The organism is Pseudomonas sp. ACN8, assembly GCF_002303925.1.
GTDB lineage: Bacteria > Pseudomonadota > Gammaproteobacteria > Pseudomonadales > Pseudomonadaceae > Aquipseudomonas.
The window spans coordinates 1-22,626 of sequence record NZ_MRCS01000071.1 but is presented as its reverse complement, the minus strand read 5'-3'; the positions used below and the strand labels follow the sequence as shown (position 1 = coordinate 22,626).

21 protein-coding genes and 1 pseudogene are annotated in these 22,626 nt (G+C 60.8%); 11 read left to right on the top strand and 11 right to left on the bottom strand.

Annotated elements, in window-relative coordinates; all coding sequences use genetic code 11:
* Positions 1-813 (bottom strand): LysR substrate-binding domain-containing protein (locus BSF44_RS27420; RefSeq protein ID WP_095946142.1); only part of this gene is annotated, 813 nt, incomplete at its 3' end.
* 95 nt (positions 814-908) lie between these two features.
* On the opposite strand from BSF44_RS27420, the gene BSF44_RS27415 reads away from it, so the two are divergent.
* Positions 909-1,820, top strand: coding sequence for a DMT family transporter (locus tag BSF44_RS27415; protein ID WP_095946141.1), 912 nt, complete (start codon positions 909-911; stop codon positions 1,818-1,820).
* A gap of 120 nt (positions 1,821-1,940) precedes the next feature.
* Here the strand turns inward: BSF44_RS27415 and BSF44_RS27410 are convergent, their stop codons facing one another.
* Positions 1,941-2,651, bottom strand: coding sequence for a FadR/GntR family transcriptional regulator (locus tag BSF44_RS27410; RefSeq protein ID WP_095946140.1), 711 nt, complete (start codon positions 2,649-2,651; stop codon positions 1,941-1,943).
* A 280-nt stretch (positions 2,652-2,931) separates the two neighbouring features.
* Between BSF44_RS27410 and BSF44_RS27405 the strand changes: the two genes are divergently transcribed.
* The 3 genes from BSF44_RS27405 to ampC all read left to right on the top strand — a co-directional run bounded on the left by BSF44_RS27405 (position 2,932) and on the right by ampC (position 6,894).
* Positions 2,932-4,278: an MFS transporter gene (locus BSF44_RS27405; RefSeq protein WP_095946139.1), complete on the top strand. Its 1,347-nt coding sequence runs from the start codon at positions 2,932-2,934 to the stop codon at positions 4,276-4,278.
* 12 nt (positions 4,279-4,290) lie between these two features.
* The gene (gudD, locus tag BSF44_RS27400; RefSeq protein WP_095946138.1) at positions 4,291-5,634 is read left to right on the top strand and encodes a glucarate dehydratase; all 1,344 of its coding nucleotides are present in this window, start codon (positions 4,291-4,293) and stop codon (positions 5,632-5,634) included.
* A 120-nt stretch (positions 5,635-5,754) separates the two neighbouring features.
* Positions 5,755-6,894, top strand: coding sequence for a class C beta-lactamase (ampC, locus tag BSF44_RS27395; RefSeq protein WP_095946137.1), 1,140 nt, complete (start codon positions 5,755-5,757; stop codon positions 6,892-6,894).
* Positions 6,895-6,958: 64 nt separating this feature from the next.
* On the opposite strand, the gene BSF44_RS27390 is transcribed toward ampC, so the two are convergent.
* On the bottom strand, positions 6,959-7,510 hold the full coding sequence (locus tag BSF44_RS27390; RefSeq protein WP_095946136.1) for a DUF4174 domain-containing protein: 552 nt from the start codon (positions 7,508-7,510) through the stop codon (positions 6,959-6,961).
* A gap of 189 nt (positions 7,511-7,699) precedes the next feature.
* Between BSF44_RS27390 and BSF44_RS30885 the strand changes: the two are divergent.
* A pseudogene (locus tag BSF44_RS30885) lies at positions 7,700-7,783 on the top strand (VOC family protein); the annotation flags it as partial.
* Positions 7,784-7,803: 20 nt separating this feature from the next.
* Here BSF44_RS30885 and BSF44_RS27380 read toward each other — a convergent pair.
* Both BSF44_RS27380 and BSF44_RS27375 read right to left on the bottom strand, forming a co-directional pair.
* Positions 7,804-8,589, bottom strand: coding sequence for a sulfite exporter TauE/SafE family protein (locus BSF44_RS27380; RefSeq protein WP_095946135.1), 786 nt, complete (start codon positions 8,587-8,589; stop codon positions 7,804-7,806).
* A 129-nt stretch (positions 8,590-8,718) separates the two neighbouring features.
* Entirely contained in the window at positions 8,719-9,468 is a 750-nt protein-coding gene (locus tag BSF44_RS27375; protein WP_095946143.1) for a hypothetical protein, read from the bottom strand.
* Between the two features lie 207 nt (positions 9,469-9,675).
* Between BSF44_RS27375 and BSF44_RS27370 the strand changes: the two genes are divergently transcribed.
* Together BSF44_RS27370 and BSF44_RS27365 are read left to right on the top strand one after the other, a co-directional pair.
* Positions 9,676-10,497, top strand: a complete 822-nt coding sequence (locus BSF44_RS27370; protein ID WP_095946134.1) for an aldo/keto reductase — start codon at positions 9,676-9,678, stop codon at positions 10,495-10,497.
* 29 nt (positions 10,498-10,526) lie between these two features.
* The gene (locus BSF44_RS27365; protein ID WP_095946133.1) at positions 10,527-10,997 is read left to right on the top strand and encodes a DUF1810 domain-containing protein; all 471 of its coding nucleotides are present in this window, start codon (positions 10,527-10,529) and stop codon (positions 10,995-10,997) included.
* Here BSF44_RS27365 and BSF44_RS27360 read toward each other — a convergent pair.
* On the bottom strand, positions 10,962-13,322 hold the full coding sequence (locus BSF44_RS27360) for a DNA polymerase II (RefSeq protein ID WP_172435405.1): 2,361 nt from the start codon (positions 13,320-13,322) through the stop codon (positions 10,962-10,964). The two genes, BSF44_RS27365 and BSF44_RS27360, sit on opposite strands and share 36 nt — an antisense overlap.
* Before the next feature lie 242 nt (positions 13,323-13,564).
* On the opposite strand from BSF44_RS27360, the gene BSF44_RS27355 reads away from it, so the two are divergent.
* Complete coding sequence (locus BSF44_RS27355; RefSeq protein ID WP_057397016.1) at positions 13,565-14,005, top strand: CBS domain-containing protein; 441 nt, start codon at positions 13,565-13,567, stop codon at positions 14,003-14,005.
* 117 nt (positions 14,006-14,122) lie between these two features.
* Here the strand turns inward: BSF44_RS27355 and BSF44_RS27350 are convergent, their stop codons facing one another.
* Positions 14,123-14,746 carry a glutathione S-transferase family protein gene (locus BSF44_RS27350; RefSeq protein ID WP_095946131.1) on the bottom strand — a complete coding sequence of 208 codons (624 nt, stop codon included), beginning with the start codon at positions 14,744-14,746 and terminating at the stop codon, positions 14,123-14,125.
* A 261-nt stretch (positions 14,747-15,007) separates the two neighbouring features.
* On the opposite strand from BSF44_RS27350, the gene BSF44_RS27345 reads away from it, so the two are divergent.
* Positions 15,008-15,370 carry a hypothetical protein gene (locus BSF44_RS27345; RefSeq protein WP_095946130.1) on the top strand — a complete coding sequence of 121 codons (363 nt, stop codon included), beginning with the start codon at positions 15,008-15,010 and terminating at the stop codon, positions 15,368-15,370.
* Between the two features lie 76 nt (positions 15,371-15,446).
* On the opposite strand, the gene BSF44_RS27340 is transcribed toward BSF44_RS27345, so the two are convergent.
* Positions 15,447-16,538, bottom strand: a complete 1,092-nt coding sequence (locus BSF44_RS27340; protein ID WP_095946129.1) for a DUF1615 domain-containing protein — start codon at positions 16,536-16,538, stop codon at positions 15,447-15,449.
* 136 nt (positions 16,539-16,674) lie between these two features.
* Here BSF44_RS27340 and BSF44_RS27335 point away from each other — a divergent pair, with 136 nt between their 5' ends.
* The gene (locus BSF44_RS27335) at positions 16,675-18,210 is read left to right on the top strand and encodes an FAD-dependent oxidoreductase (protein WP_095946128.1); all 1,536 of its coding nucleotides are present in this window, start codon (positions 16,675-16,677) and stop codon (positions 18,208-18,210) included.
* Between the two features lie 120 nt (positions 18,211-18,330).
* Here the strand turns inward: BSF44_RS27335 and BSF44_RS27330 are convergent, their stop codons facing one another.
* Entirely contained in the window at positions 18,331-19,041 is a 711-nt protein-coding gene (locus BSF44_RS27330; RefSeq protein WP_095946127.1) for a glutathione binding-like protein, read from the bottom strand.
* A 368-nt stretch (positions 19,042-19,409) separates the two neighbouring features.
* Between BSF44_RS27330 and BSF44_RS27325 the strand changes: the two genes are divergently transcribed.
* Complete coding sequence (locus BSF44_RS27325; protein ID WP_095946126.1) at positions 19,410-20,081, top strand: histidine phosphatase family protein; 672 nt, start codon at positions 19,410-19,412, stop codon at positions 20,079-20,081.
* Positions 20,082-20,218: 137 nt separating this feature from the next.
* On the opposite strand, the gene mnmH is transcribed toward BSF44_RS27325, so the two are convergent.
* Together mnmH and selD are read right to left on the bottom strand one after the other, a co-directional pair.
* Positions 20,219-21,322 carry a tRNA 2-selenouridine(34) synthase MnmH gene (mnmH, locus tag BSF44_RS27320; protein WP_095946125.1) on the bottom strand — a complete coding sequence of 368 codons (1,104 nt, stop codon included), beginning with the start codon at positions 21,320-21,322 and terminating at the stop codon, positions 20,219-20,221.
* Positions 21,322-22,356: a selenide, water dikinase SelD gene (selD, locus tag BSF44_RS27315; RefSeq protein ID WP_095946124.1), complete on the bottom strand. Its 1,035-nt coding sequence runs from the start codon at positions 22,354-22,356 to the stop codon at positions 21,322-21,324. Before selD ends, mnmH begins: the two co-directional genes overlap by 1 nt.
* Between the last annotated feature and the right edge of the window lie 270 nt (positions 22,357-22,626).

Below are 22,626 nucleotides of genomic sequence, written 5' to 3'. Positions count from 1 at the left end.
CACCCCGGCGTTTTCATGCCAATAGAACAGGTTGTCGACGGCGGTCAGTTCGGGGAACTCAAACCCCGCGCACCCGGCGCCTTTGGCGTATTGATCGAACACGCCTTTGGGCACCAGCGCCACGCCGGCCCCGGCGCTGACGCAACCGACAATTGCGCCATAGCTGGCCAGGCTGACAATCGGCAGCGCCTGCCCCTGTCGCAACAGCCAATGCTCCAGCGCCGCCCGGTACGGACAGCCCTGGGGCCACATGAACACGGTCTGGTCCTGCAAATCGCTGACGTCCCGCAGCGGCCCCAGGGAGGTCGAGGCGATCAGCAGCAGCTCTTCGCGGTACATCGGCGTGCGCTTGAGGTGCGCACGCTCGACGTCCACCGCCACGATGGCACCGTCGAGCTTGTGATTGAGCGTGTCATCGAGCAACTGCCCCCAGGAGCCGGTGCTCAACTCCAGCGCTACCTGTGGGAAACGCTTGTGGAATTTCGCCAGCAAACGCGGCAATCGCCCGGTGGCCGACGACTCGATGGCCCCGATGCGCAATGGCCCCGACGGTTCGGCCGAAGGGTCGACCGCACGCTTGGCCTCGGCGGTGAGGGCAAGAATTTTCGAGGCGTAGGCCAGAAAAGTCTGCCCCGACGGGCTGATGCGCAGCCCTCGCCCCTCACGCAGAAACAGCGCGACACCCAGTTCGGCCTCCAGGGCCTTGATCCGTGCCGTGATGTTCGACGGCACGCAATGCAGTAATTCGGCCGCGCGGGCGATGCTGCCGACATCGGCCACGGTCTTGAACATGCGAATCTGTGCCAGTTCCATACATCACCCACAGTGAACGGTTCGAGCATTATAAGTCAGTTGTGGCGAACGATCCGCTTTCCGATACTCGGTGCATCCACCACAGGTGCACGACCATGACGCCGCTCACACCCTCCCCCGTTTCACCCTGGAAAATCATCCTGGCCATGGCGTTTGTCGTGGCGTGCTGGGGCTATTCCCCGACCGGCATCCATATCGGCTTACAGGCCTACGACCCCGTGCATCTGGCACTGCTGCGCTTCCTGCTGGCTTCCGTATTCATGGCCGTGGTCGCGATGTTCAAGGGCATTCGCCTGCCGAGTCTGCGCGATCTGCCGCTGATGTTCGGCCTGGGTTTCTTCGCGGTAAGCCTGCACCACGTGGCGATCAACTTCGGACAGCAGGGTGTCAGCGCAGGTGCTTCGAGCGTGTTGGCGCAGACCACGCCGCTGTTCAGCACATTGATTGCACGCTTCGTGTTCAAGGATCAGGTGAGCCTGTGGCGCTGGGGGTGTGTGCTGCTCGGATTGTTTGGCGTGCTGGTTGTCGTAGCCGGCGATCACGGCCTGGGCAGCATCGACGCCCACGGCTTGTTGATCCTGCTGGCAGCGGTGTCCTGGAGCCTCTACTTTGCCCTGCAAAAGCATCACACCGGGCGTTACGACGGGCTGACGCTGGTGTGTTACACGGTGTGGTCCGGGACAGCGCTGTTGCTGGTTTTTTTGCCCGGCCTGGCGGATCAAGTCGCCCAGGCGCCGCTGCGCGTACAGTTTGCAGTGATTGCCCTGGGGATATTTCCCAGTGCCCTGGCGTACCTGGCCTGGGCCTATGTGCTGGCGCATGTCGATTTGAGCCGGGCGACGATGACCCTGTATTTGACGCCGCCGACGGCGATGGTCATTGCGTCTTATGCGCTTGGCGAGCGGCCGACGTCGATGATCGTGGTCGGCGGGTTGGTGGTGTTGGCGAGTGTGCTGGCGTTGAATCTGGAGCGGCAGCCGGTCGTTGCTCGGGTTGCCAGAATTTAATCTGATTTCTGCGCTGACTCGTCTGGCGTCATCGCGAGCAGGCTCGCTTCCACAGGGGTACGCATTCCAATGTGGAAGCGAGCCTGCTCGCGAAGAACGATGACGCGGTATCACTGACCATCAACTGGCCGAAAACCGGTCGCGACTGTTGGTCAGGTGCAGCCACATCGCCGCCCTCGCCGCGTCCGGATCCTGGCGTTTGATGGCGTTGAGAATCGCCTCGTGCTCCAGGTTGGCCAACTGACCGAGCTTGCTCAAATCCACCGCGCCACGCTCGGCGGCATTGACCCGGGTGCGCGGGATCATGGCACTGCCCAGGTGCTGCATGATTTCGGTGAAGCAAACGTTGCCGGTGGCTTCGGCGATCAGCAGATGAAAGCGCCGGTCCGCTTCGACACAGCTGTCGTTGTTGGCCAGCAGGCTCTGATAGTCATCCAGCGCTTTACGCATCTGCGCCAGCTGCAGGTCGGTGCGGCGCGTTGCCGCCAGCGCCGCCGCCTGGGTTTCCAGGCCCATACGCAACTCCAGAATGCTGCGCACCCCCAACGCGGTATCGACATTCAGCCGCAGCCCCTGCTCCGGCGCGCGCTCGATCACGAACGTGCCAATGCCGTGCCGGGTTTCCACCAGCCCCGAGGCTTGCAGCTTCGAGATCGCCTCGCGCACCACCGTGCGACTGACCCCGTGTTCCTGAACGATGGTGTTTTCCGACGGCAACTTGTCGCCGGGCAACATCTGGCCGAGCAGGATGCGCTGGGTCAGTTTCTCCACCAGGTCATGGGCCAGGTTGTGGCTGCGCTTGCGGGCGGGTACTTCGAGGTCTTCTTGCATGGGCGTGTCCGGAGATCAGGGCTATCGAATCGTAGCACCGCGCCGGGCGGGAATCCTGAAAAATCTCGCTAAACTTGTATGACAACACTCAACAAACAGCCCATATCGAGTCACTTCAATGACCATAAAGCACCATCAATAGAATAAAAAATCTCTGGATATGCGCCATTTCATTGGACAAACGTGGTTGCAAAGTCAAAAAACCTAGTTGTATGATGTCTATCAACAACGCAACACCCAGCTTCACCCCGCATAAAAATAACGAGTGGGAGAAAACGCAGTGAATACATCCATCTCCGGGATGCACGACGACGCCAATTCAGCGCTGAAGTCCGCCATCGCCAAAGTCAAACGTCACGTCTTGCCGCTGTTCGTCATCATGTTCATCGTCAATTACATTGATCGCGTGAACATTGGTTTTGTCCGTGCCCACATGGAACACGACCTGGGCATTGGCGCGGCCGCCTATGGCCTGGGTGCCGGTCTGTTTTTCATCGGTTATGCACTGTTCGAGGTGCCCTCCAACATTCTTCTGCAGAAAGTCGGTGCGCGTATCTGGCTGACCCGGATCATGCTGACCTGGGGCCTGGTCGCCGCGGGCATGGCGTTCATTCAGAACGAAACCCACTTCTACATCCTGCGTTTTCTGCTGGGCGTGGCCGAAGCCGGGTTCTTTCCCGGGGTGATCTACTACTTCACCCGCTGGTTGCCCGGCGTAGAGCGCGGCAAGGCGATTGCGATTTTCCTGAGTGGCTCGGCGATTGCCTCGCTGATCTCCGGCCCGCTGTCCGGGCTACTCCTGCAAATCAGCGGCCTGGGCATGCACGGCTGGCAATGGATGTACTTCATCGAGGGCATGTTCTCGGTCGGGTTGTGCGCCTTTGTCTGGTTCTGGCTGGACTCCAAACCCCACGACGCCAAATGGCTGAGCCGCGAAGAACAAGACGCGCTGGTCAAGGCCATCGACGACGAACAACTGGCCCGGGAAGCGGCCACGCCGATCAAGCCGTCACTGGGCAAGTTGCTCAAGGATCGCCAGATTATCCTGTTCTGCCTGATCTACTTCTTTATCCAGCTGACCATCTACGCCGCGACCTTCTGGCTGCCGAGCATCATCAAGAAGATGGGCGAGCTGAGCGATGTCCAGGTCGGGCTGTTCAACTCGATCCCGTGGTTGCTGTCGATTGTCGGCATGTACGCCTTCGCGTCCCTGTCGGCCAAGTGGAAACACCAGCAAGCCTGGGTTGCCACTGCCCTGCTGATCGCCGCGGCCGGGATGTTCATGTCCACCACCGGCGGGCCGGTCTTCGCCTTTGTCGCCATCTGCTTTGCTGCACTGGGCTTCAAATCGGCCTCGTCGCTGTTCTGGCCGATTCCCCAGGCCTATCTGGATGCGCGCATTGCCGCCGGTGTCATCGCGCTGATCAACTCGGTGGGCAACCTCGGCGGCTTCGTTGCGCCGACCACGTTCGGCCTGCTGGAAGAACGCACCGGTTCCATTCAGGGCGGGCTGTACGGCCTGGCCGCGACCTCGATCATCGCCGCCATCATCGTGTTTGCCGCCCGCAACAAACCCAAATCCGCGCCTGCCGTCGAATCGGCCAAAGCTGCGCCACGTCACGCCTGAAAGGATAAAAAAATGACTGCACAAGAAATCGCCAAGGCCCCGATCATCACCAGCATGCAGATTGTTCCGGTGGCCGGCCACGATGGCATGCTACTCAACCTGAGCGGCGCCCACGGCCCGTTTTTCACCCGCAACATCGTGATCCTCAAGGACAACGCCGGCCATACCGGCGTTGGCGAAGTGCCGGGAGGCGAGCGCATTCGCCAGACCCTCGAAGACGCCCGCAGCCTGGTGGTCGGCAGCCCGATTGGCACTTATCAGAAGATTCTCAATCAGGTACGCCAGACCTTCGCCGATCGCGATGCCGGCGGCCGCGGTTTGCAGACCTTCGACCTGCGCATCACCATCCACGCGGTTACCGGCCTGGAAGCCGCATTGCTCGACTTGCTCGGCCAGCACCTGGACGTGCCGGTGGCCGCCCTGCTCGGCGAAGGTCAGCAGCGCGATGAAGTGAAGATGCTCGGCTATCTGTTCTATGTCGGTGATCGCAACGAAACCGACCTCGCCTACCGCAGCGAACCGGACGCCGACAACGACTGGTTCCGCGTGCGGCACGAGAAAGCCATGACCGCCGATGCGGTGGTGCGCCTGGCCGAGGCGGCCCACGCGCGTTATGGCTTCAAGGACTTCAAACTCAAGGGTGGCGTGCTCAGCGGCAACGCCGAAATCGAAGCCGTCACGGCCCTGGCTGAACGCTTCCCCGATGCGCGCATCACCCTCGACCCGAATGGCGCCTGGTCATTGAAAGAAGCCATCCGCCTGTGCCGCGATCAGCATCACGTCCTGGCCTATGCCGAAGACCCGTGCGGGGCGGAAAACGGTTACTCGGGACGCGAAGTCATGGCTGAATTCCGCCGGGCCACAGGCCTGAAAACCGCAACCAACATGATCGCCACCGACTGGCGGGAGATGGGCCACGCGATCCAGTTGCAGTCAGTCGACATTCCCCTGGCCGACCCGCACTTCTGGACCCTGCAGGGCTCGGTACGCGTGGCGCAGATGTGCCACGAGTGGGGCCTGACCTGGGGCTCGCACTCCAACAACCACTTCGACATCTCCCTGGCGATGTTCACCCATGTCGCGGCGGCCGCGCCGGGCGAGATCACCGCCATCGACACCCACTGGATCTGGCAGGACGGCCAGCGCCTGACCAAGGCCCCGCTGCAAATCGTCGACGGCTGCGTGCAGGTGCCACAGAAACCGGGGCTGGGGGTGGAGCTGGACTTGGACCAGGTCGCCAAAGCTCATGAACTCTACAAAGGCATGGGCCTGGGGGCGCGGGATGACAGCATGGCGATGCAGTTCCTGATTCCCGGCTGGAAGTTCGATAACAAGCGGCCGTGCCTGGTACGTTGAATCGACGGATGCGCATCTTGTAACAATAAACCCGACCCGCCTGTGGGCGGTCGGTTTTAAAAAACAGGGTTTCTTCCCCTAGAATGGCGCGCAACTAAATCAACGACGGACGAAACCAACATGGACAGGCTGAAAACCATCGTCGCTTGGATAGCGATATTCGCCGCGGGCCAGTGCGTGGCACAGGATCAAATCGAGACCGTGGTGAACGCCGCTGTACAACCGGTGATGCAGGCCGAGGGTATTCACGGAATGGCCGTGGCAGTCACCGTCAACGGCCAGGCGCATTACTTCAACTATGGCGTCGCCTCGAAAGAAACCGGCAACCCCGTTACGCAAGACACCCTGTTCGAAATCGGCTCTGTCAGTAAAACCTTCACCGCCACCCTCGCCGCCTACGCCCAGGCCACGGGCAAGCTGTCGCTGTCGGACAAGGCCAGTCATGTCCTGCCGGCCTTGCGCGGCAGTGCGTTCGACCACATCAGCGTGCTGCAACTGGGCACTTACAGCGCCGGTGGCCTACCGCTGCAATTCCCTGCTGAATCTGATTCGGCCGACAAAATGCTCGGCTACTACAAACAATGGAAACCGCTCTACGCCCCCGGCAGCCACCGACTGTATTCGAACCCCAGTCTCGGCCTGTTCGGCTACCTCGCCGCCCAAAGCATGGGCCAGCCGTTTGATGAGCTGATGGAGAAAACCCTGCTGCCGAAACTGGGCCTCCAGCACACCTATGTGCACGTGCCGCAGGATCAGATGGCGCTGTACGCCCAGGGCTACAACAAGGATGGCCAACCGGTACGTGTCACTCCGGGTGCGCTGGATTCCGAGGCATATGGGGTGAAAACCAGCGCCGCGGACTTGCTGGGCTATGTCGGTGCAAACATGAAACCGGCGTCCCTGGAAAAGCCGTTGCAGCAAGCCATCGCCCTGACCCATAGCGGTTACTACACCGTTGGCGATATGACCCAGGGCCTCGGTTGGGAGATGTATCGCTACCCGATCACACTGGATCGTTTGCTGGAGGGCAACTCCACGCCGATGGCCATGCAGGCCCATGAAGTCCGGTGGCTGAACCCGTCACAAGCGCTGCCGCTGAACGTGCTGATCAACAAGACAGGCTCAACCGGTGGCTTTGGGGCATACGTGGCGTACGTGCCATCGAAGGACATTGGCATTGTGATGCTGGCCAACAAGAATTATCCCAATGCAGAACGGGTCAAGATTGCCCATCAGATTCTGAGTACCCTTTCCCAATAGTGGCTGATCCATCTGTGGGAGCTCGCTCCCACAGCAAAACCTTCCATCGCCACAAGATTGAGGTTCAATCATCCGGCATTTCAGGCGGCTTGGCGGGCTTGGCCGGTTTTCCGGATTTTGTACCTTTGGCGCCTTTGGCCGCCGGTTCCGCTTCAGTGACGGGAGCGGCCACGGTCGCGGTAAATTCTTTCTCGGCCGCCGGCAACTGATCGACAGCGCTGAAAATCTCCTCCAGCTTGATGGCGTCCGACTGTTCAAGTTTCTTTTCGCCGTCCTTGCCGACCAGAATCACCTTGGTCTTGGCGCCGGCACCCAGTTTGAGCGAGCGGATCAGTGCCGCAGTGTCCTGCGGCCCCAGGTCCTTGCCGTCGCGCTGGCCCATCAGGTTCAGTACGGTGTAGAGCACCATGTTGCGGTCGGTGAAACCCTTGCGATTGGCCGGCTCATCCAGGGACTTTTTCAGGCTGACCCAGGCCGGATCAACCGTGCTCGGAGCGATGACGATCAGTGGCCGGGCCCTGCCCTTGTCCATGTCCAGTGGTGAGTCGCCATCGGCGGCGAACGAGGTGCCGGCAATCGCCAGCAAAGTAGCCAGGGTCAGTGACCTGATGAGCATGCGCATCTCCTTTTGATATCCACGCTCTAATGATTGCGCATTGCGGCGATCGTTCCGGGTGACGTACCGCAAATATGTCTCGCCTTGCCCCAAGCTTAGGTCAGGGCGGTCATTGCGCAACAGACTGGGCTAATCATGAGGGCTTATGACAGCCCGCTCGATCCGTGGCGCGGTGAGCAATGATTGAGGGAGGTCAATGATCAGACGGGAGGACGGCGGGTGTATTTCGATGACCCGGACGGGCATCTGCTGGAAATATTCACCCGCGAATGAAGCTTACGTGACGGCTTGAATCAGAACGCCAGTTTGTAGCCGATCATCAACAGCATGGTCGCCAGGCAAGGGCGCAGTACTTCGTCGGAGATACGCCCGGTCAGGTGGCTGCCCAGGTAAATCCCCGGCAACGAGCCCACCAGCAAGTAACCCAGGACGTGCCAATCCATGTTGCCCATGCTGGCATGGCCAAGGCCCGCGACCAGGGTCAGCGGCACGGCATGGGCGATTTCAGTCCCCACCAGGCGGCGGGTCGGCAGCATCGGATAGAGAATGAACAGTGCCACGGTGCCCAGCGCACCGGCACCGATGGACGTCAGCGCGACCACGGCGCCAAGGACCAGCCCGGTGATGACCGTCATCACGTTCAAGCGCAATCCGCTGGGGTTGTAGTTGCCGCCCGCACGTTTGTGGGCGAAGTCGAGCAGGCGCCTCTTGAACAGGATCGCCAATGCCGTGGCGAACAACACAAACCCGAGGGACTGCTTGATGATCGCGTTCATCGCCTCGGGGGCGCTGTGCAGTGTACTGAGGAACCACAGCGTCAACGCCACCGCGGGCACGCTGCCCAAGGTCAGCCAGCCGGTAATCGCCCAGTCGATGTTGTTGTTCTTGCGGTGAACCAGTACGCCGCTGGACTTGGTGATGGCGGCGTACAGCAGGTCGGTACCGACCGCCGTCGCCGGGTTGATCCCGAACCACAGCAGGATCGGGGTCATGAGCGACCCGCCACCTACGCCAGTCATGCCGACGATGAAGCCGACGACCAGCCCGGCAACGACCAACCCGATGTTCAGTAAATCCATGAATACGTCCACAACGATCGCAGGGGAAATCCGGCCCGCAGCATAACGGCATTTCTTATAACCAGCTATATCGATGCGATCTATCTTTATACCCTGAGCTCAATCCCCCCTGTGGGAGCGGTGCTGAGTTCACTGCACCGGCAGGAAATTCAGGAACAGCAGGCTCTGGGCATAGTTCAGGCCGATGCGCCGGTAGCGTTCGTCGAGCATCTGGGTCAGCAGGTCCAGCCGGGCGACGATCTTGCCGAACTCGACGGCAAAGCTCAGGTTGCTGCCCTCCTCCGAGATTTCATTGGAGAACAGCAAGGGCTGGCCCTCTTTGTTCTGTCGCTGGCTGAGGATCCAGGTGGCGATCTCGATGTTGCGCGCGGCATTGCTGACGAATACCGGGTTGATCGTATCGGTCATGTAGAACTCGAGGCGATTGCCATGGGCGGTCACCAGCATGCTGCCGACGGCATAGATGAACGCGCCGACCCGATCGCCCAGAAACTCCGGGCTCATGGCAAAACGCAGGGCCGCGAGGTCCTTTTTGCCGCCCAGGGTCGGTAAGGGCTGCTGCAACTCGATGGCCATGCGCACTTGCTTGCCGGCGGTGCGGGCATCGAGGAAACCGGATTTTTTCAGTTCATCGGGGTTACGCAGGTAGAGCTTGCTCATCAGCAGGTAAAGGCTGTCGAGGTTGTCGCGCATGGTCAGGGTGGCCATGCGGTCGACGCTGGTCTGCAGGAACTCCTGGGGTTTGCCTTCGCGCATCTGGTCGATGATGTCGCCGCCCTGCTGCTGGCTGCAACCGGTGACGAAGAATATCGACAGACCTGCCAGCAGCAGGCAATGACGGCGGATTTTAGTAGTGATCGCGGGTGAAACTCGAGCCATGGGTTCTTGGACTTGGGCATGGGCCGGCGGTGGGGATCGCCGCAGGCTGCCATGGATAGAGCCGGACATTTCGAAAAAGTGCAGTATCGGCACAGAGCAATCGATCACCGGCAAGGTGCAGCTCAAGAGATCACAGCCCGCGGCGGAACCGATGGACTATTCTGCTGCCCACAGAAATAGTCATCGGCATTCATAAAGGAGGTTTGCATGCGCACGCTTGAACTGGCTGGCACCAGGGTCCCGGTCATCGGCCAGGGGACCTGGCAGATGGGCGAAGACCGTTCACGGCACACGCAAGAAGTCGCTGCACTGCGCCTGGGCATCGAACAGGGCATGACTCTGATCGACACCGCGGAAATGTATGCCGAAGGCGGTGCCGAGGAAGTGGTCCGCGATGCCATTGCCGGCCAGCGCGACAGCGTCTTTCTGGTCAGCAAGGTGTACCCGCACAACGCCAGTCGCCAGGGCATTCCCCTGGCTTGCGAGCGAAGCCTGCGCAGGCTTGGCACCGATTACATCGATCTGTATCTGCTGCATTGGCGCGGCCAGTATCCGCTGGAAGAAACCGTTGAAGCCTTCGAACGCCTGCGCGAAGACGGCAAGATCGGGCGTTGGGGCGTGTCCAATTTCGACCTCGACGACTTGCTGGAACTGGACGCCCCGGCCTGCGCCACCAATCAGGTGCTCTACAACCTGGCACAACGGGGCATAGAATTTGATTTACTGCCCTGGAGCCAGCAACAGCGGTTGCCGGTCATTGCTTACTGCCCGATCGACCAGGGCGGAAAATTGCTCGCCAATGCCACCCTCAAACAGGTGGCCGCCCGACACGACGCGACGCCTGCACAAGTGGCACTGGCATGGATTCTGCGTAAGGACGGCGTGATCGCCATCCCCAAAGCGGTCCGCTCCGAGCATGTGCGGCTCAATGCCCAAGCTGCCCGATTGCAGCTTGAAGCCGGGGATCTGGAGGCGCTGGACCAAGCGTTTCACGCGCCACAACGCAAACAGCGGCTGGCCATGGTCTGAACCACCGCAGTCAGTCAGAGAGCTTCACCATGAGAAGCACCGACCACCAGGACCCGTTCAATCTGCAACGTTTTCTCGATGCTCAAGACCCGGTGTTCGACCGGGTTCAAACCGAGCTGAACAACGGGCACAAGCGCAGTCACTGGATGTGGTTCATTTTCCCCCAGTTTGCCGGGCTCGGCGGCAGCGAGATGTCGCGCCGCTTTGCCATCCGCTCGCGGGAGGAAGCTCTGGCCTACCTTGAGCATCCGTTGCTGGGCGCCCGGCTACGCACCTGCACCCAGGAAGTACTGAACATCCGGGAGCGTTCGGTGGCCGGGATTTTCGGCCATCCCGACGACTTGAAGTTTCATTCCTCGATGACCCTGTTTGCCCAGGTCACCGATGCCGACAGCCTTTTCCAGCAAGCCTTGAATCAGTACTTCCATGGCATCCTGGATGACTGGACCTTGTCGCTGATGGACTCAAAACAGGCCCAGTTGCCCCCCAACCAGGGTTGAGAAGTCGTCGTGTACAAACGGCAGTATGGCGTCCGCCACCGGTTGCAGCTGTTTAGTGATGTAGTGGTCGTAATCGATGGGCGCGCTGCGCACTTCCAGCGGTTCAGGGCCGGCGACGGTGATCACGTAGCTGATCCAGCCGCCGTTCTGGTATTGGCGCGGGCGGCCCTGGCGGTCGTTGTACTCGTCGGCCAGGCGTGCCGCGCGCACATGGGGCGGCACGTTACGCTGATAGTCATCGAGGGTGCGGCGCAGGCGTTTGCGGTAGATCAGCCGGTCATCGAATTCACCGGCCAGGGTCTTGCGCACGTAGTCACGCACATAATCCTGGTAGGGCTTGCGCAGGAAGATCCGCGAATACAGCTCCTGCTGGAATTGCCGAGCCAGCAGCGACCAGTCGGTGCGCACGGTTTCCAGGCCTTTGTAGACCATTTCGTCGCTGCCATCCTCCCGGGTGACCAGCCCGGCGTAGCGCTTCTTGCTGCCTTCCTCGGCGCCGCGAATGGTCGGCATCAAAAAACGCTTGTAGTGGGTCTCGAACTGCAATTCGAGAACGCTCTGCAGGCCGTATTCCTGCTGCACGTGCTCGCGCCACCACTGATTGACGTGCGCCACCAGCGCGTGGCCGATCTGCGCCGCCTCCTGCTGGCCATGGGCGCGACGCAGCCAGACGAACGTCGAGTCGGTGTCGCCGTAAATCACCGCATGGCCCTGGGACTCGATCAACTGGCGGGTGCGCAGCATGATTTCGTGCCCGCGCAAGGTGATGGACGACGCCAGGCGCGTGTCGAAGAAGCGACAACCGCTGGAGCCGAGTACGCCGTAGAAGGCGTTCATGATGATTTTCAGCGCCTGGGACAGCGGCGCGTTGTGTTCGCGCTTGGCGGTTTCCCGGCCTTCGGCCACCCGGGCGACGATGGATGGCAGGCAATGTCGGGTGCGGGAAAAGCGCGCGCCACGAAAACCCGGCACCGACTCGCTGTCGTCCGGGTGCTTGAGCCCTTCAATCAACCCCACGGGGTCAATCAGGAAGGTGCGGATGATCGACGGATAGAGGCTTTTGTAGTCGAGCACCAGCACCGACTCGTACAGCCCCGGCTGCGAATCCATGACAAAACCGCCGGGGCTGGCTTCGGGTGGCTTGCCACCGAGGTTCGGCGCAACGAAACCCTGACGGTGCATCAGCGGCATGTACAGGTGCGTGAACGCGGCCACCGAACCGCCCATGCGATCGGCCGGCAAACCGGTGACGCTGGCCCGCTCCAGCAGGAAGGTGAGCAACTCGGTCCTGGCAAAAATCCGCGTAACCAGTTCGCAGTCCTTGAGGTTGTATTTGGCCAGCGCCGGTTTGTCCTCGGCGAACATGCGATTGATTTCGTCCATGCGCTGGTACGGGTTGTCGATGGACTTGCCCTCGCCGAGCAAGGTTTGTGCGACGTTTTCCAGGCTGAACGAGGGGAAACTCCAGGTCGCCGAACGCAGGGCCTCGATACCGTCGATGATCAAGCGACCAGCGGCTGAAGCGAAGTAGTGGTTGCCGTTGCCGTGTTCACGCCACTGCATTTCCTCGCCGCCACGCCCCAGTTTCAACGGCACCGCCAGGCGTCGGGCGTGTTCGTGGAGCACCCGCAAGTCGAACTGCACGACGTTCCAGCCGATGATCGCGTCCGGGTCGAACCGGGCAAACCAGTCGTTGAGCTTTTTCAGCAGCAGGGTTCTCGAATCGCAGTATTCGAGCTGGAAATCCACCTGGCTGGCGTCGCCATTGGGTGGACCGAGCATGTACACCTGACGCTCGCCGCAGCCTTCCAGGGCGATGGAATACAACTCGCCCTGGGCGGTGGTCTCGATGTCCAGGGATACGAGTTTCAGGCTCGGCCGGTAATCGGCATCCGGTTTCATCTGGGCGTCGAGCAGCAGGCCCTCGGCATTCGGCGTGCCACTGAAACGCACCGGCGCGGTGATGAAGCGTTCCATCATGTAGCGTTCCGGCGGGCGCACGTCGGCTTCGAACACCTCGACACCGGCCCGGCGCAGCGCGGTTTCCAGGCGCATCAACTGGCCATGTTGCTGACAGTAAAGTCCGAGGACCGGGCGATGTTCGAAGTCCTGCAGGGCCAGAGGCCTGAGCTCGACGTTCTTCTCGCCATGCAAAACGCTTTCTGCGGGCTGACGCTGCGCAGCGGGGATGAACGCCACCGATGGTTGATGAGGCAAGCGCAGACGCCGGGGACCGCTGTCGGTCGCCAGCCAGAACTCGACTTCCGTACCGACCGGGGTGTCGCGCCAATGCCGGGTCAGGACGAAGCCCTGCTGTAGATCCACCACTGCAAACCTCGAAACTGATTCAGAGGGTGATTCTACCCGCCATCGGTGGCGATAGCGCGTTCGTCGCCGGTCTATCAGGCAGACACCGCACACAGGTGGTTCGTTGGCCTTAAATGAGGGGTTTGCCGAAAAAAACCGCCGAATGACGTTTTTTGCGTGTTATCTGCCGCATTCGCCCTTGCCCAGAACGCTCGCGTCTACGATTCTTCAAGAACAACGACAACACCCGAGTAACCACCATGAAAACCGTCGCCCAACTGCTCAAGCTCAAAGATCAGAAGAATCAGGAAGTGCACCAGATCAAACCCGACCACATGGTGCTCGAAGCACTGATGAAGATGGCCGAGAAAAACGTCGGGGCCTTGCTGGTGGTGGATAATGATGAAGTGCTGGGCATTATCAGCGAACGGGACTACGCGCGAAAACTGGTGCTGCACGGCCGCTCTTCGGTGGGCACGCCGGTGCGCGACATCATGGTGTCACCGGTGATTACCGTCGACACCCATCAAACCGTGGATACCTGCCTGGGCATCATGTCCGATAAACGCCTGCGTCACTTGCCGGTGGTCGAAGGTGGCAAATTGATCGGCCTGCTGTCGATCGGTGACCTGGTCAAGGAAGCCATTGCCGAACAGGCGGAGCTGATCAAGCAGTTGGAGCAGTACATTCGCGGGGAGTGAATCCGCACACGCCGCCCCCCTGTAGGAGCGAGCCTGCTCGCGATGGCGGTATGTCAGTCACTTAGATGTTGAATGATAAGCCGCCATCGCGAGCAGGCTCGCTCCTACAGGGGGGGGTCAGGCCGGCCAATGCCGGGCGAACACCGGTGCCAGTGCCGGGTGGCGGTCGATGCGTTCCAGCCAGGCGAAAAAACCAGGCCGGGCGTTGCGCAAATGTTCCCGGCTGCCCGCCCATCGCGAGATCACCGCCGCCAGCACATCCAGGGCCCCTGGCTTCTCACTGCCCAGGTACAACTCGCCCGAAAACTGATCGGCAAACACCTCCCAACTCCAGTGCAGGCGCCGGCGGGCGCCCTCCATGAGGTTCTGCCTGGACGACTCATCCGCCTCGGCCAGCCAGCGTTCGGGGTAATCGATGATGCCGATGGCCGCATAGCAATTGCTGACGATGTAGGCCATGCCGCGAATGGCCTGGCCTCGCTCGGCCGGATCCTGCGGCAACAATCCCGATGCGGGAAAGGTCAACCCGAGGTGGATCAGGATCGCCGCGCTCTCGGTCAGGACAGCGCCATCGGGTAGCTGCAAGGTCGGAATCTGTTTGAGCGGGTTGAGTTTTTCCAGCGTCTGGGCCGCCTCCGCGGACGTCTCGACATCGATGAAGCGATAAGGAACATCACAGAGTTCAAGAGCAGCCTCGATGGCCGCCGCCCCGGAGTTCTGATGGCCGTAGAGCTGGTACATAAACGTCTCCTTGCATACCTCGACCTCTGCCGGGCCACATCGACCGTCGCGGCAGAGGAACGCGCCAGCTATCCAGTGTAGAAGCCGCCGCCGACCACACCGTAGTCATCCGACGACCGCACCATCACGCTCACAAGAGGAGTGGCGTCGGTCCTATCATTGCCGTCGATGTTCACCATCACCTCAATGAAGTTCTCTTAAAAAATCCCCGGCGTAACATCTGCTCCATACCAACCCATAAGCACCCCGGAGCACACCATCATGAAACGCCAAACCCTCCTCAGCATCGCTTTCTCGGTTTTCGCCGTTAACGCTTTCGCCGCAAACTCTGTTCAACCTGTGGTCGCTGAAGGCGGCTCGGATCGTCTGATTGAAAGCCGTGTGGCCGAGGGTGGCTCCGATCGCCTGATCGAGAATCGCGTGGCCGAAGGTGGTTCGGATCGCCTGCTGGAAAAACGTGTTGCCGAAGGCGGTTCCGACAAGCTCCTGCAAAACCGCGTTGCCGAAGGCGGTTCCGACAAACTGCTGCAAAACCGCGTCGCTGAAGGCGGTTCCGACAAACTGCTGCAAAACCGCGTTGCCGAAGGTGGCTCGGACCGTCTGATCGAAAGCCGCGCTGTCTGAATGCAGTGCTTGACCGCGGGACTCAATGAAAACCCGGCCTCACCCGCCGGGTTTTTTATGCTTTTTTGCGCCGCGATTACTTCCCCGCCCGCGCCATGCAGCGCTGGTAGCGTTCATCGACTCGCTTGGCGAACCAGGCGGTGGTGAGTTTGCGGGTGATTTTCGGGCTTTGCAGCACGATCCCCGGCAACACTTCACGGGGTAACGGCCGGCCCTCGGTCCGTTCGGCCAGTTCGAAAACCCGCCGATAGAGTTTACTGTCTTCGAACGCCAGGGTGTTCCCCTCTTCCAGTTGGTCGCGGATCGTCGGATTGCGCATGTCCAGTTGCTTGCCAAGGGTACGCACGGCCAGTTCCGTGGTGCCGGGCATGATCGAACCGTAGCGCACCAGGTCGCCATCCAGCGCCAACGGGATACCGGAAGCCCGGCTCACCGCGTTCTGGAATGCAGCGTTACGGCTGGCGTACCAACCCGCGTTGAAGTCCGCAAAGCGGTACAACGGCTGTGGGTAACTGACCGGATACCCGAGCAGATGCGCGATGCCGAAATACATGCCGCCGCGCCGGGTGAACACTTCATGACGAATCGAGCCTTTCACCGGATACGGATAGCCCTTGGCCTGCTGTTCGGCAAAATCAATGCTGACCTGCATCGGCCCGCCGGTATGCACCGGGTTGAAGCTGCCGAACAGCTTCTTGCCCATCGGCACCATGCCGATGAAGTCGTCAAAAACAGCGCTCAGTTCCTTTTCACTGCGCGCGGCATTCAGGCGGTTGCTGTAGCTTTTGCCATTGGGCGAATCGAGCATTAACGCACCGCTCACCAGCAGGCGGGGAATATGTGCCTTGGCGGCACGGCGGTCGATCTCGTCACGGGCGATCTTGCCAAGGCCCGGTACGTTCGGATCGACCTGAAAGGTCGACTCCTGTTCAGTCACCGCCAGCACCGAGCACAGGTTTTGCGTGGTCGGCGAGATGTCTTGCGCGGTAAACGCCACCTGGATATCCGTGGCCCAACCCTGGGGATCGGCGGCCTTGGCCGGCAGCAAACGAACAATCTCGGCCTTCACTTCGGCCGGGCTGCGCGCCGCCGGTTCCTGGGTCCGTTGGCTGCCGCAACCGGCCAATATCAGCAATACGGCAACGCTTGTGATCAATCTGATTTGCATGTCGTTCCATCTAATCCGTTTGTCCGGGCCAACCATACGACCAATGGCAGGTCAGCGGCTACGTCCGTGGCAGTCCGACGGTTGCCGCCCTCCCCGACTGGACCATACTTGATTCACACAGCGAGGAGGACAGGTCATGCACCGCAGCGACGTGTTGATCATCGGCGCCGGCCCGACCGGGCTGGTTCTTGCGTTGTGGCTAAGCAAACTGGGGGTGCGCGTGCGGATCGTCGACAAAACCTCGGCCCCCGGCACCACGTCCCGGGCGCTGGCCGTCCAGGCACGGACGCTGGAGTTGTATCGCCAACTCGGACTGGACGAGGCTGTGGTGCAACACGGCCATCAAGTAAAGGCCGGCAACTTCTGGGTCAAGGGTGAGCCCGTGGCACGCCTGCCTCTGTCCCGGATCGGCGAGGGCCTGACACCTTACTCGTTTCTCGAGATATTCCCGCAGGACGAACACGAACGGCTGCTGATCGAGCGCCTGCAAGCCTTCGGCATTACGGTGGAACGCAACACTGAACTGGCAGGCTTCGAGCAAACCGCAGACGGCATCACGGCCACGCTGCAGCTGCCCGACGGCCAGCAGGAAATCTGCCAGGCCTGTTATCTGGCCGGATGCGACGGTGCCCGGTCGATTGTGCGCAAGACCCTGGATACCGGGTTTCCCGGCGGGACTTACCAACAGATTTTCTACGTCGCCGACGTGCAGGCCAGCGGCCCGACATTCAATGGCGAACTGCATGTGGATCTCGACGAGGCGGACTTCCTCGCCGTGTTCCCGCTGGCAGACACGGGTCGCGCGCGCTTGATCGGCACGGTGCGCGACGAGCGCGCCGAACACGCCGAGACCCTGCGCTTCGAGGATGTCAGCAGCCGGGCCATCGAGCACATGAAGGTGCAGATCGAGCAACTGAACTGGTTTTCGACCTACCGCGTGCACCATCGGGTGGCGGATCACTTCCGCAAAGAGCGGGCGTTTTTGCTGGGTGATGCCGCCCATGTGCACAGCCCGGCGGGCGGCCAGGGCATGAACACCGGGATTGGCGATGCCATCAACCTGGCCTGGAAACTGGCGGCCGTGTTGAGCGGCGGTGCCGAGGCCAGGCTGCTCGACACCTATGAAACCGAGCGCATTGCCTTTGCGCGTAAACTGGTGGCGACCACCGATCGGGTCTTCACGTTCGTCACTGCCGACGGGCCGATTGCCGATTTGCTGCGTACGCGCCTGGCCCCGTTCTTGTTACCGAAAATGACCGCGTTCGAAACCTCCCGCCAGTTCCTGTTTCGCACGGTGTCGCAGATCACCCTGAATTATCGTGGAATGCCGCTGAGCACGGGCGTTGCCGGGCATGTGCATGGCGGTGATCGCCTGCCCTGGGCCCATGACGGCGAGGGGGATAATTTCGAGTCGCTCAAGTGCCTGACCTGGCAGGTGCATGTCTATGGCGACACCAGCGACGAGATGATCGCCTGGTGCCACGAGCACCACCTGCCGCTGCACGTATTCGACTGGCGACCGGCGTTCGAAGCGGCGGGCCTGGGACGCAACGGGTTTTATCTGTTGCGGCCCGATACCTATGTGGCGATTGCCGAAACCTGCTCGGACCCGAAAGTGATCGAACGGTATTTCCGTGATCACGGGATCCGGCCGTTTTTTGGCGCGCCCTGAGAACACCATATCCCCTTGTGGGAGCGGGCTTACTCGCGAAAGCGGTGGGTCAGTCGATACAAATGCTGCCTGACACTACGCCATCGCGAGCAGGCTCGCTCCCACAGGTTATGCGGTGTATCAGCTCGCGACAGGACTTGGAATCTGCAACCCGCGCACCACCGCCGGCCGCGCCAGGAAGCGTTCCAGCACCCGCGTGACGTTAGGGAAGTTCTGGATGCCCACCAGATCGCCAGCCTCATAAAAGCCGATCAGGTTGCGCACCCACGGGAAGGTGGCGATGTCGGCGATGGTGTAGCGCTCGCCCATGATCCAGTCACGCCCTTGCAGCCGGCCGTCGAGTACCTTGAGCAGGCGCCTGCTTTCCTCGACGTAGCGGTCACGGGGACGCTTGTCTTCGTAGTCCTTGCCGGCGAATTTGTTGAAAAACCCGAGCTGGCCGAACATCGGACCAATACCACCCATCTGGAACATCAGCCACTGGATCGTTTCGTAGCGCGCTGCCGATTCCTGGGCCAGCAGTTGCCCGCTCTTGTCGGCCAGGTAGATCAGAATCGCTCCCGATTCGAACAGCGCCAGCGGCTGGTCATCCGGACCGTGGGGGTCGAGGATCGCCGGGATCTTGTTGTTGGGATTGAGGGAAAGAAATTCCCGGGACATCTGGTCGTTGGTGTCGAAGCCTACCCGGTGAGGCTCATACGGCAGGCCGATCTCTTCGAGCATGATCGAGACCTTGACGCCGTTGGGGGTCGGCAAGGAGTACAGCTGAATCCACTCCGGATACTGGGCAGGCCATTTGCGGGTGATGGGAAATGCGGACAAATCGGTCATGGGCGGGATCCACGAAGACATTGAGAGTGACGATCATAATGTAGATATCCGCTCAGCGATCCCTTGAAACCATCGATCTCGCTGATAGAGGAGATCAAAAGAGATCACGACCGTTTCAACGCCATTGAGTGTAGGGTGTCCACAATTGTGCAACATCCTGTCGATAACCTTCGCTGCAAACCCGTGAAGGTTACCGGTACATTGCCGCCCACTCGGCCGGAATCGAACCAAACGGGTTCAGGGGACTCTGAGCACCACCCCCTTTGATAACGGACCGGCTTCAATGACATGGAAAACACCCGACGCAGGACAATCGTGGTGGAAAGGTTTGTCAGCCTTAACTGAATTACGCTGAAGACCCTTTACTCATGAACCTGTTCAATTTTGCCCAACGTTTCAGACATCGAGCTTACCTGCTGTTGCCCGCCTTGCTGGTGGTCAGCGCGTTGTTCCTATCGCTGGAATCCGGTCTGAGTCGCGCCCAACCGATGGATGGCACCCAGACGCTGGTCTTCCTGCGCCACGGGGAAAAACCCGACGGTGGCCTGGGCCAGCTCAATTGCCAGGGACTGAACCGCGCCATCGACCTGGCCACGCTGCTGCCGGAAAAGTTCGGCAAGGCCAACTATGTGTTCGCGGCGAACCCGACCCGTAACGTCGAGGAAGGCGAGCTCGACAATTCCTACAGCTACATCCGCCCCCTGATGACCATCAGCCCCAGCGCCATCAAGCTGGGCCTGCCGGTGAACATCAATTTTTCCGCCAATGACACCAGTGACCTGGCCGATGAGCTGCTGCACGACAAGTACCACAACTCGATCATCTACACCGCCTGGTCCCACGGTTACCTGCCGGAGCTGATCAACAAGGTGGCCGGCGACGCTACCGGCAAGAAAACGACCATCACCGATGACTGGGAGTCCAGCGACTATGACTCGCTGTATGTGTTGACCCTGACCTGGCATAACGGCAAGGCCAGTTTGCAGAGCCATGTGTACAAACAGGGTCTGGATAATGGCGCTGAAACTTGCCCGACCTGAGGTTTTGCTTTGTCTGATTGGGCCTCATCGCGAGCAGGCTCGCTCCTACAGTAATCTTCTGTGAACACGGTTTTTGTGTACGGCGCAGATCCAGTGTAGGAGCGAGCTTGCTCGCGATGGGGCCGGCAAAAACACCCTCAACCTTTCTGTCTGCCCCGCTCGCGCAGATACTCGAGAACCGCCCCCCGCTCCCCGGCAAACTCGATCCGCGCGTCTTTCTTCTCCCGCTGAAACGCGTACATCGGGTCGTAATACTCGCGCAGCAACCCTTCGATCCAGCCCCGGTGCAGATCCACCGCGCCACTGCGGGCCTGCTCCGCCAACGCATCCTCCATCAAAACCAGCATGCGACGATGACGTTCGCCACCCAGGCGTTTCTGCACATTGTTCAGGCTCGCCAGCAAGCGTTCGGAAAACAACGCAAAGCCCTCCTCGCCATGCACGTCGATGAATTCGGCGCACAGATCCACCACGTAATCGCGCAGGATCCGCTCGACCCGACCTTCCAGGCTGTCTTCCAGCCAGACCATCGGGAACTGCTGCATGCCCTGGTACAGCGGCAACGGCAGCGCACAACTGCCCACCGCACGGCTTTCGTCTTCCAGTACGAACTGCTCGATGCCCCGGGCGCGTTTTTTCAGCACGTCGATGGCCAAGCGGTTTTCGAAGTCGATATTCGAGGGTTGGCCCGTTGCGCGCTTGCCGAAACTGGAGCCGCGATGGTTGGCATGGCCTTCAAGGTCCACGGCGTTGCCCAGTTGCGTGAGCACCTCGGTCTTGCCGGTGCCGGTCATGCCGCCCAGCAGGACGAAATCACACTGGGTCACGGCTTGATCGAGGGTGTCCAGCAGGAAGGTGCGCATGGCCTTGTAGCCGCCGCCCACCCGTGGATAGTCGATACCGGCCTCGTCCTTGAGCCATTGCTGGACTATCTGCGAGCGCAGGCCGCCGCGAAAGCAATACAGCAAGCCATCCGGATGCGCCCGGGCAAAATCGGCCCAGGCCTGGATGCGTTCGGCCTTGACCGCCCCCGACACCAGTTGATGCCCCAGCACGATGGCCGCTTGTTGGCCGTGCTGCTTGTAGCAGGTGCCGACCCGCTGGCGTTCATGGTCATTCATCAACGGCAGGTTGATCACGCCGGGAAACGCGCCCTTGTTGAATTCGACCGGCGCGCGGGCGTCCATCATGGGCCGATCGTTGAGGAAGATATCTCGGTAATCAGTGCAGTCGGCGAACATCAATACACCTCGACCGCGTTGCTCTGTCGCTCGACCAGTTCACCGATCGGTTCCAGGCTCAGGCCCAGTTCGGCGGCCACTGAGAGGAATTGCTCGTTGCCTTGCGGCGTCACGGCAATCAGCAGGCCACCGCTGGTCTGCGGATCGCAGAGCACGCGTTTGTGCAGTTCCTGAAGGCGTCCGAGCTTGCTGGCGTAGCTGTCGAAATTGCGCAAAGTCCCGCCCGGTACGCAGCCCTGTTCCAGGTAATACTCCACCCCCGGCAGGCGCGGTACGCGTTCATATTCAATGCGCGCCGTGAGCTGGCTGCCGTCGGCCATTTCCACCAGGTGCCCGAGCAAGCCGAAACCGGTGACATCGGTCATCGCGGTCACGCCGTCGAGCTTGCCGAAACGGCTGCCGGGTTTGTTCAGCGTGCACATCCAGTCCCGGGCCAGGCCGATGTCGGCGTTGCGCAATTTGCCCTTTTTCTCGGCGGTCGTAAGGATGCCGATCCCCAGGGGCTTGGTCAGGTATAGCAGGCAACCGGCCGTGGCGGTGTCGTTGCGTTTCATGTGGCGCTTTTCCACCAGTCCGGTCACAGCAAGACCAAAGATCGGTTCCGGCGCGTCGATGGAGTGCCCGCCTGCCAGCGGGATACCCGCCGCGTCACACACCGCGCGGCCGCCGCGTATCACTTCCCGGGCAACTTCCGGCGCCAGCACGTTCACCGGCCAGCCCAGAATCGCTATCGCCATCAAGGGATCGCCGCCCATCGCATAGATGTCGCTGATGGCATTGGTGGCGGCAATTCGGCCGAAATCGAAGGGATCGTCGACGATCGGCATGAAAAAGTCGGTGGTCGAGACCACGCCGCGTTCCTCGTCAATGGCATACACCGCCGCATCATCGCGCGAGGCATTGCCGACCCAAAGCTTCGGGTCGAGGTTCTGCGCCCCGCTGCCGGCCAGGATCACTTCCAGCACCTGAGGGGAAATCTTGCAACCGCAACCGGCGCCATGGCTGTATTGGGTCAGGCGAATCGGCTCGCTCATAGGGGTACCTCATTGGGTCAATGGGGCCGATTCTAGCAGAGCGAGGCATGCGCAAGGTGTTGCACAGCCACGGACTTTGTGGGAGCGGGCTTGCTCGCGAAGAGGCCATGTCAGTCGACATGGATATTGAATCTCACTACGCCTTCGCGAGCAGGCTCGCTTGTATGGTAGGACTTGAAGGGAGGAGGAGGGACAAGGCTCGATTCTGACTGTTAGCGCAGTACAGACCGTGGGAGATTTCGCCCCTCCTCCTTTCACCCAAGCGCCGAT

Bases quoted from the DNA above. Each gene is read 5' to 3' on its own strand.
- BSF44_RS27415 (WP_095946141.1), top strand. From the start codon at position 909: ATGACGCCGCTCACACCCTCCCCCGTTTCACCCTGGAAAATCATCCTG.
- BSF44_RS27410 (WP_095946140.1), bottom strand. From the start codon at position 2,651: ATGCAAGAAGACCTCGAAGTACCCGCCCGCAAGCGCAGCCACAACCTG.
- gudD (WP_095946138.1), top strand. From the start codon at position 4,291: ATGACTGCACAAGAAATCGCCAAGGCCCCGATCATCACCAGCATGCAG.
- ampC (WP_095946137.1), top strand. From the start codon at position 5,755: ATGGACAGGCTGAAAACCATCGTCGCTTGGATAGCGATATTCGCCGCG.
- BSF44_RS27390 (WP_095946136.1), bottom strand. From the start codon at position 7,510: ATGCTCATCAGGTCACTGACCCTGGCTACTTTGCTGGCGATTGCCGGC.
- BSF44_RS27380 (WP_095946135.1), bottom strand. From the start codon at position 8,589: ATGGATTTACTGAACATCGGGTTGGTCGTTGCCGGGCTGGTCGTCGGC.
- BSF44_RS27375 (WP_095946143.1), bottom strand. From the start codon at position 9,468: ATGGCTCGAGTTTCACCCGCGATCACTACTAAAATCCGCCGTCATTGC.
- BSF44_RS27370 (WP_095946134.1), top strand. From the start codon at position 9,676: ATGCGCACGCTTGAACTGGCTGGCACCAGGGTCCCGGTCATCGGCCAG.
- BSF44_RS27365 (WP_095946133.1), top strand. From the start codon at position 10,527: ATGAGAAGCACCGACCACCAGGACCCGTTCAATCTGCAACGTTTTCTC.
- BSF44_RS27355 (WP_057397016.1), top strand. From the start codon at position 13,565: ATGAAAACCGTCGCCCAACTGCTCAAGCTCAAAGATCAGAAGAATCAG.
- BSF44_RS27350 (WP_095946131.1), bottom strand. From the start codon at position 14,746: ATGTACCAGCTCTACGGCCATCAGAACTCCGGGGCGGCGGCCATCGAG.
- BSF44_RS27345 (WP_095946130.1), top strand. From the start codon at position 15,008: ATGAAACGCCAAACCCTCCTCAGCATCGCTTTCTCGGTTTTCGCCGTT.
- BSF44_RS27340 (WP_095946129.1), bottom strand. From the start codon at position 16,538: ATGCAAATCAGATTGATCACAAGCGTTGCCGTATTGCTGATATTGGCC.
- BSF44_RS27335 (WP_095946128.1), top strand. From the start codon at position 16,675: ATGCACCGCAGCGACGTGTTGATCATCGGCGCCGGCCCGACCGGGCTG.
- BSF44_RS27330 (WP_095946127.1), bottom strand. From the start codon at position 19,041: ATGACCGATTTGTCCGCATTTCCCATCACCCGCAAATGGCCTGCCCAG.
- BSF44_RS27325 (WP_095946126.1), top strand. From the start codon at position 19,410: ATGAACCTGTTCAATTTTGCCCAACGTTTCAGACATCGAGCTTACCTG.
- mnmH (WP_095946125.1), bottom strand. From the start codon at position 21,322: ATGTTCGCCGACTGCACTGATTACCGAGATATCTTCCTCAACGATCGG.
- selD (WP_095946124.1), bottom strand. From the start codon at position 22,356: ATGAGCGAGCCGATTCGCCTGACCCAATACAGCCATGGCGCCGGTTGC.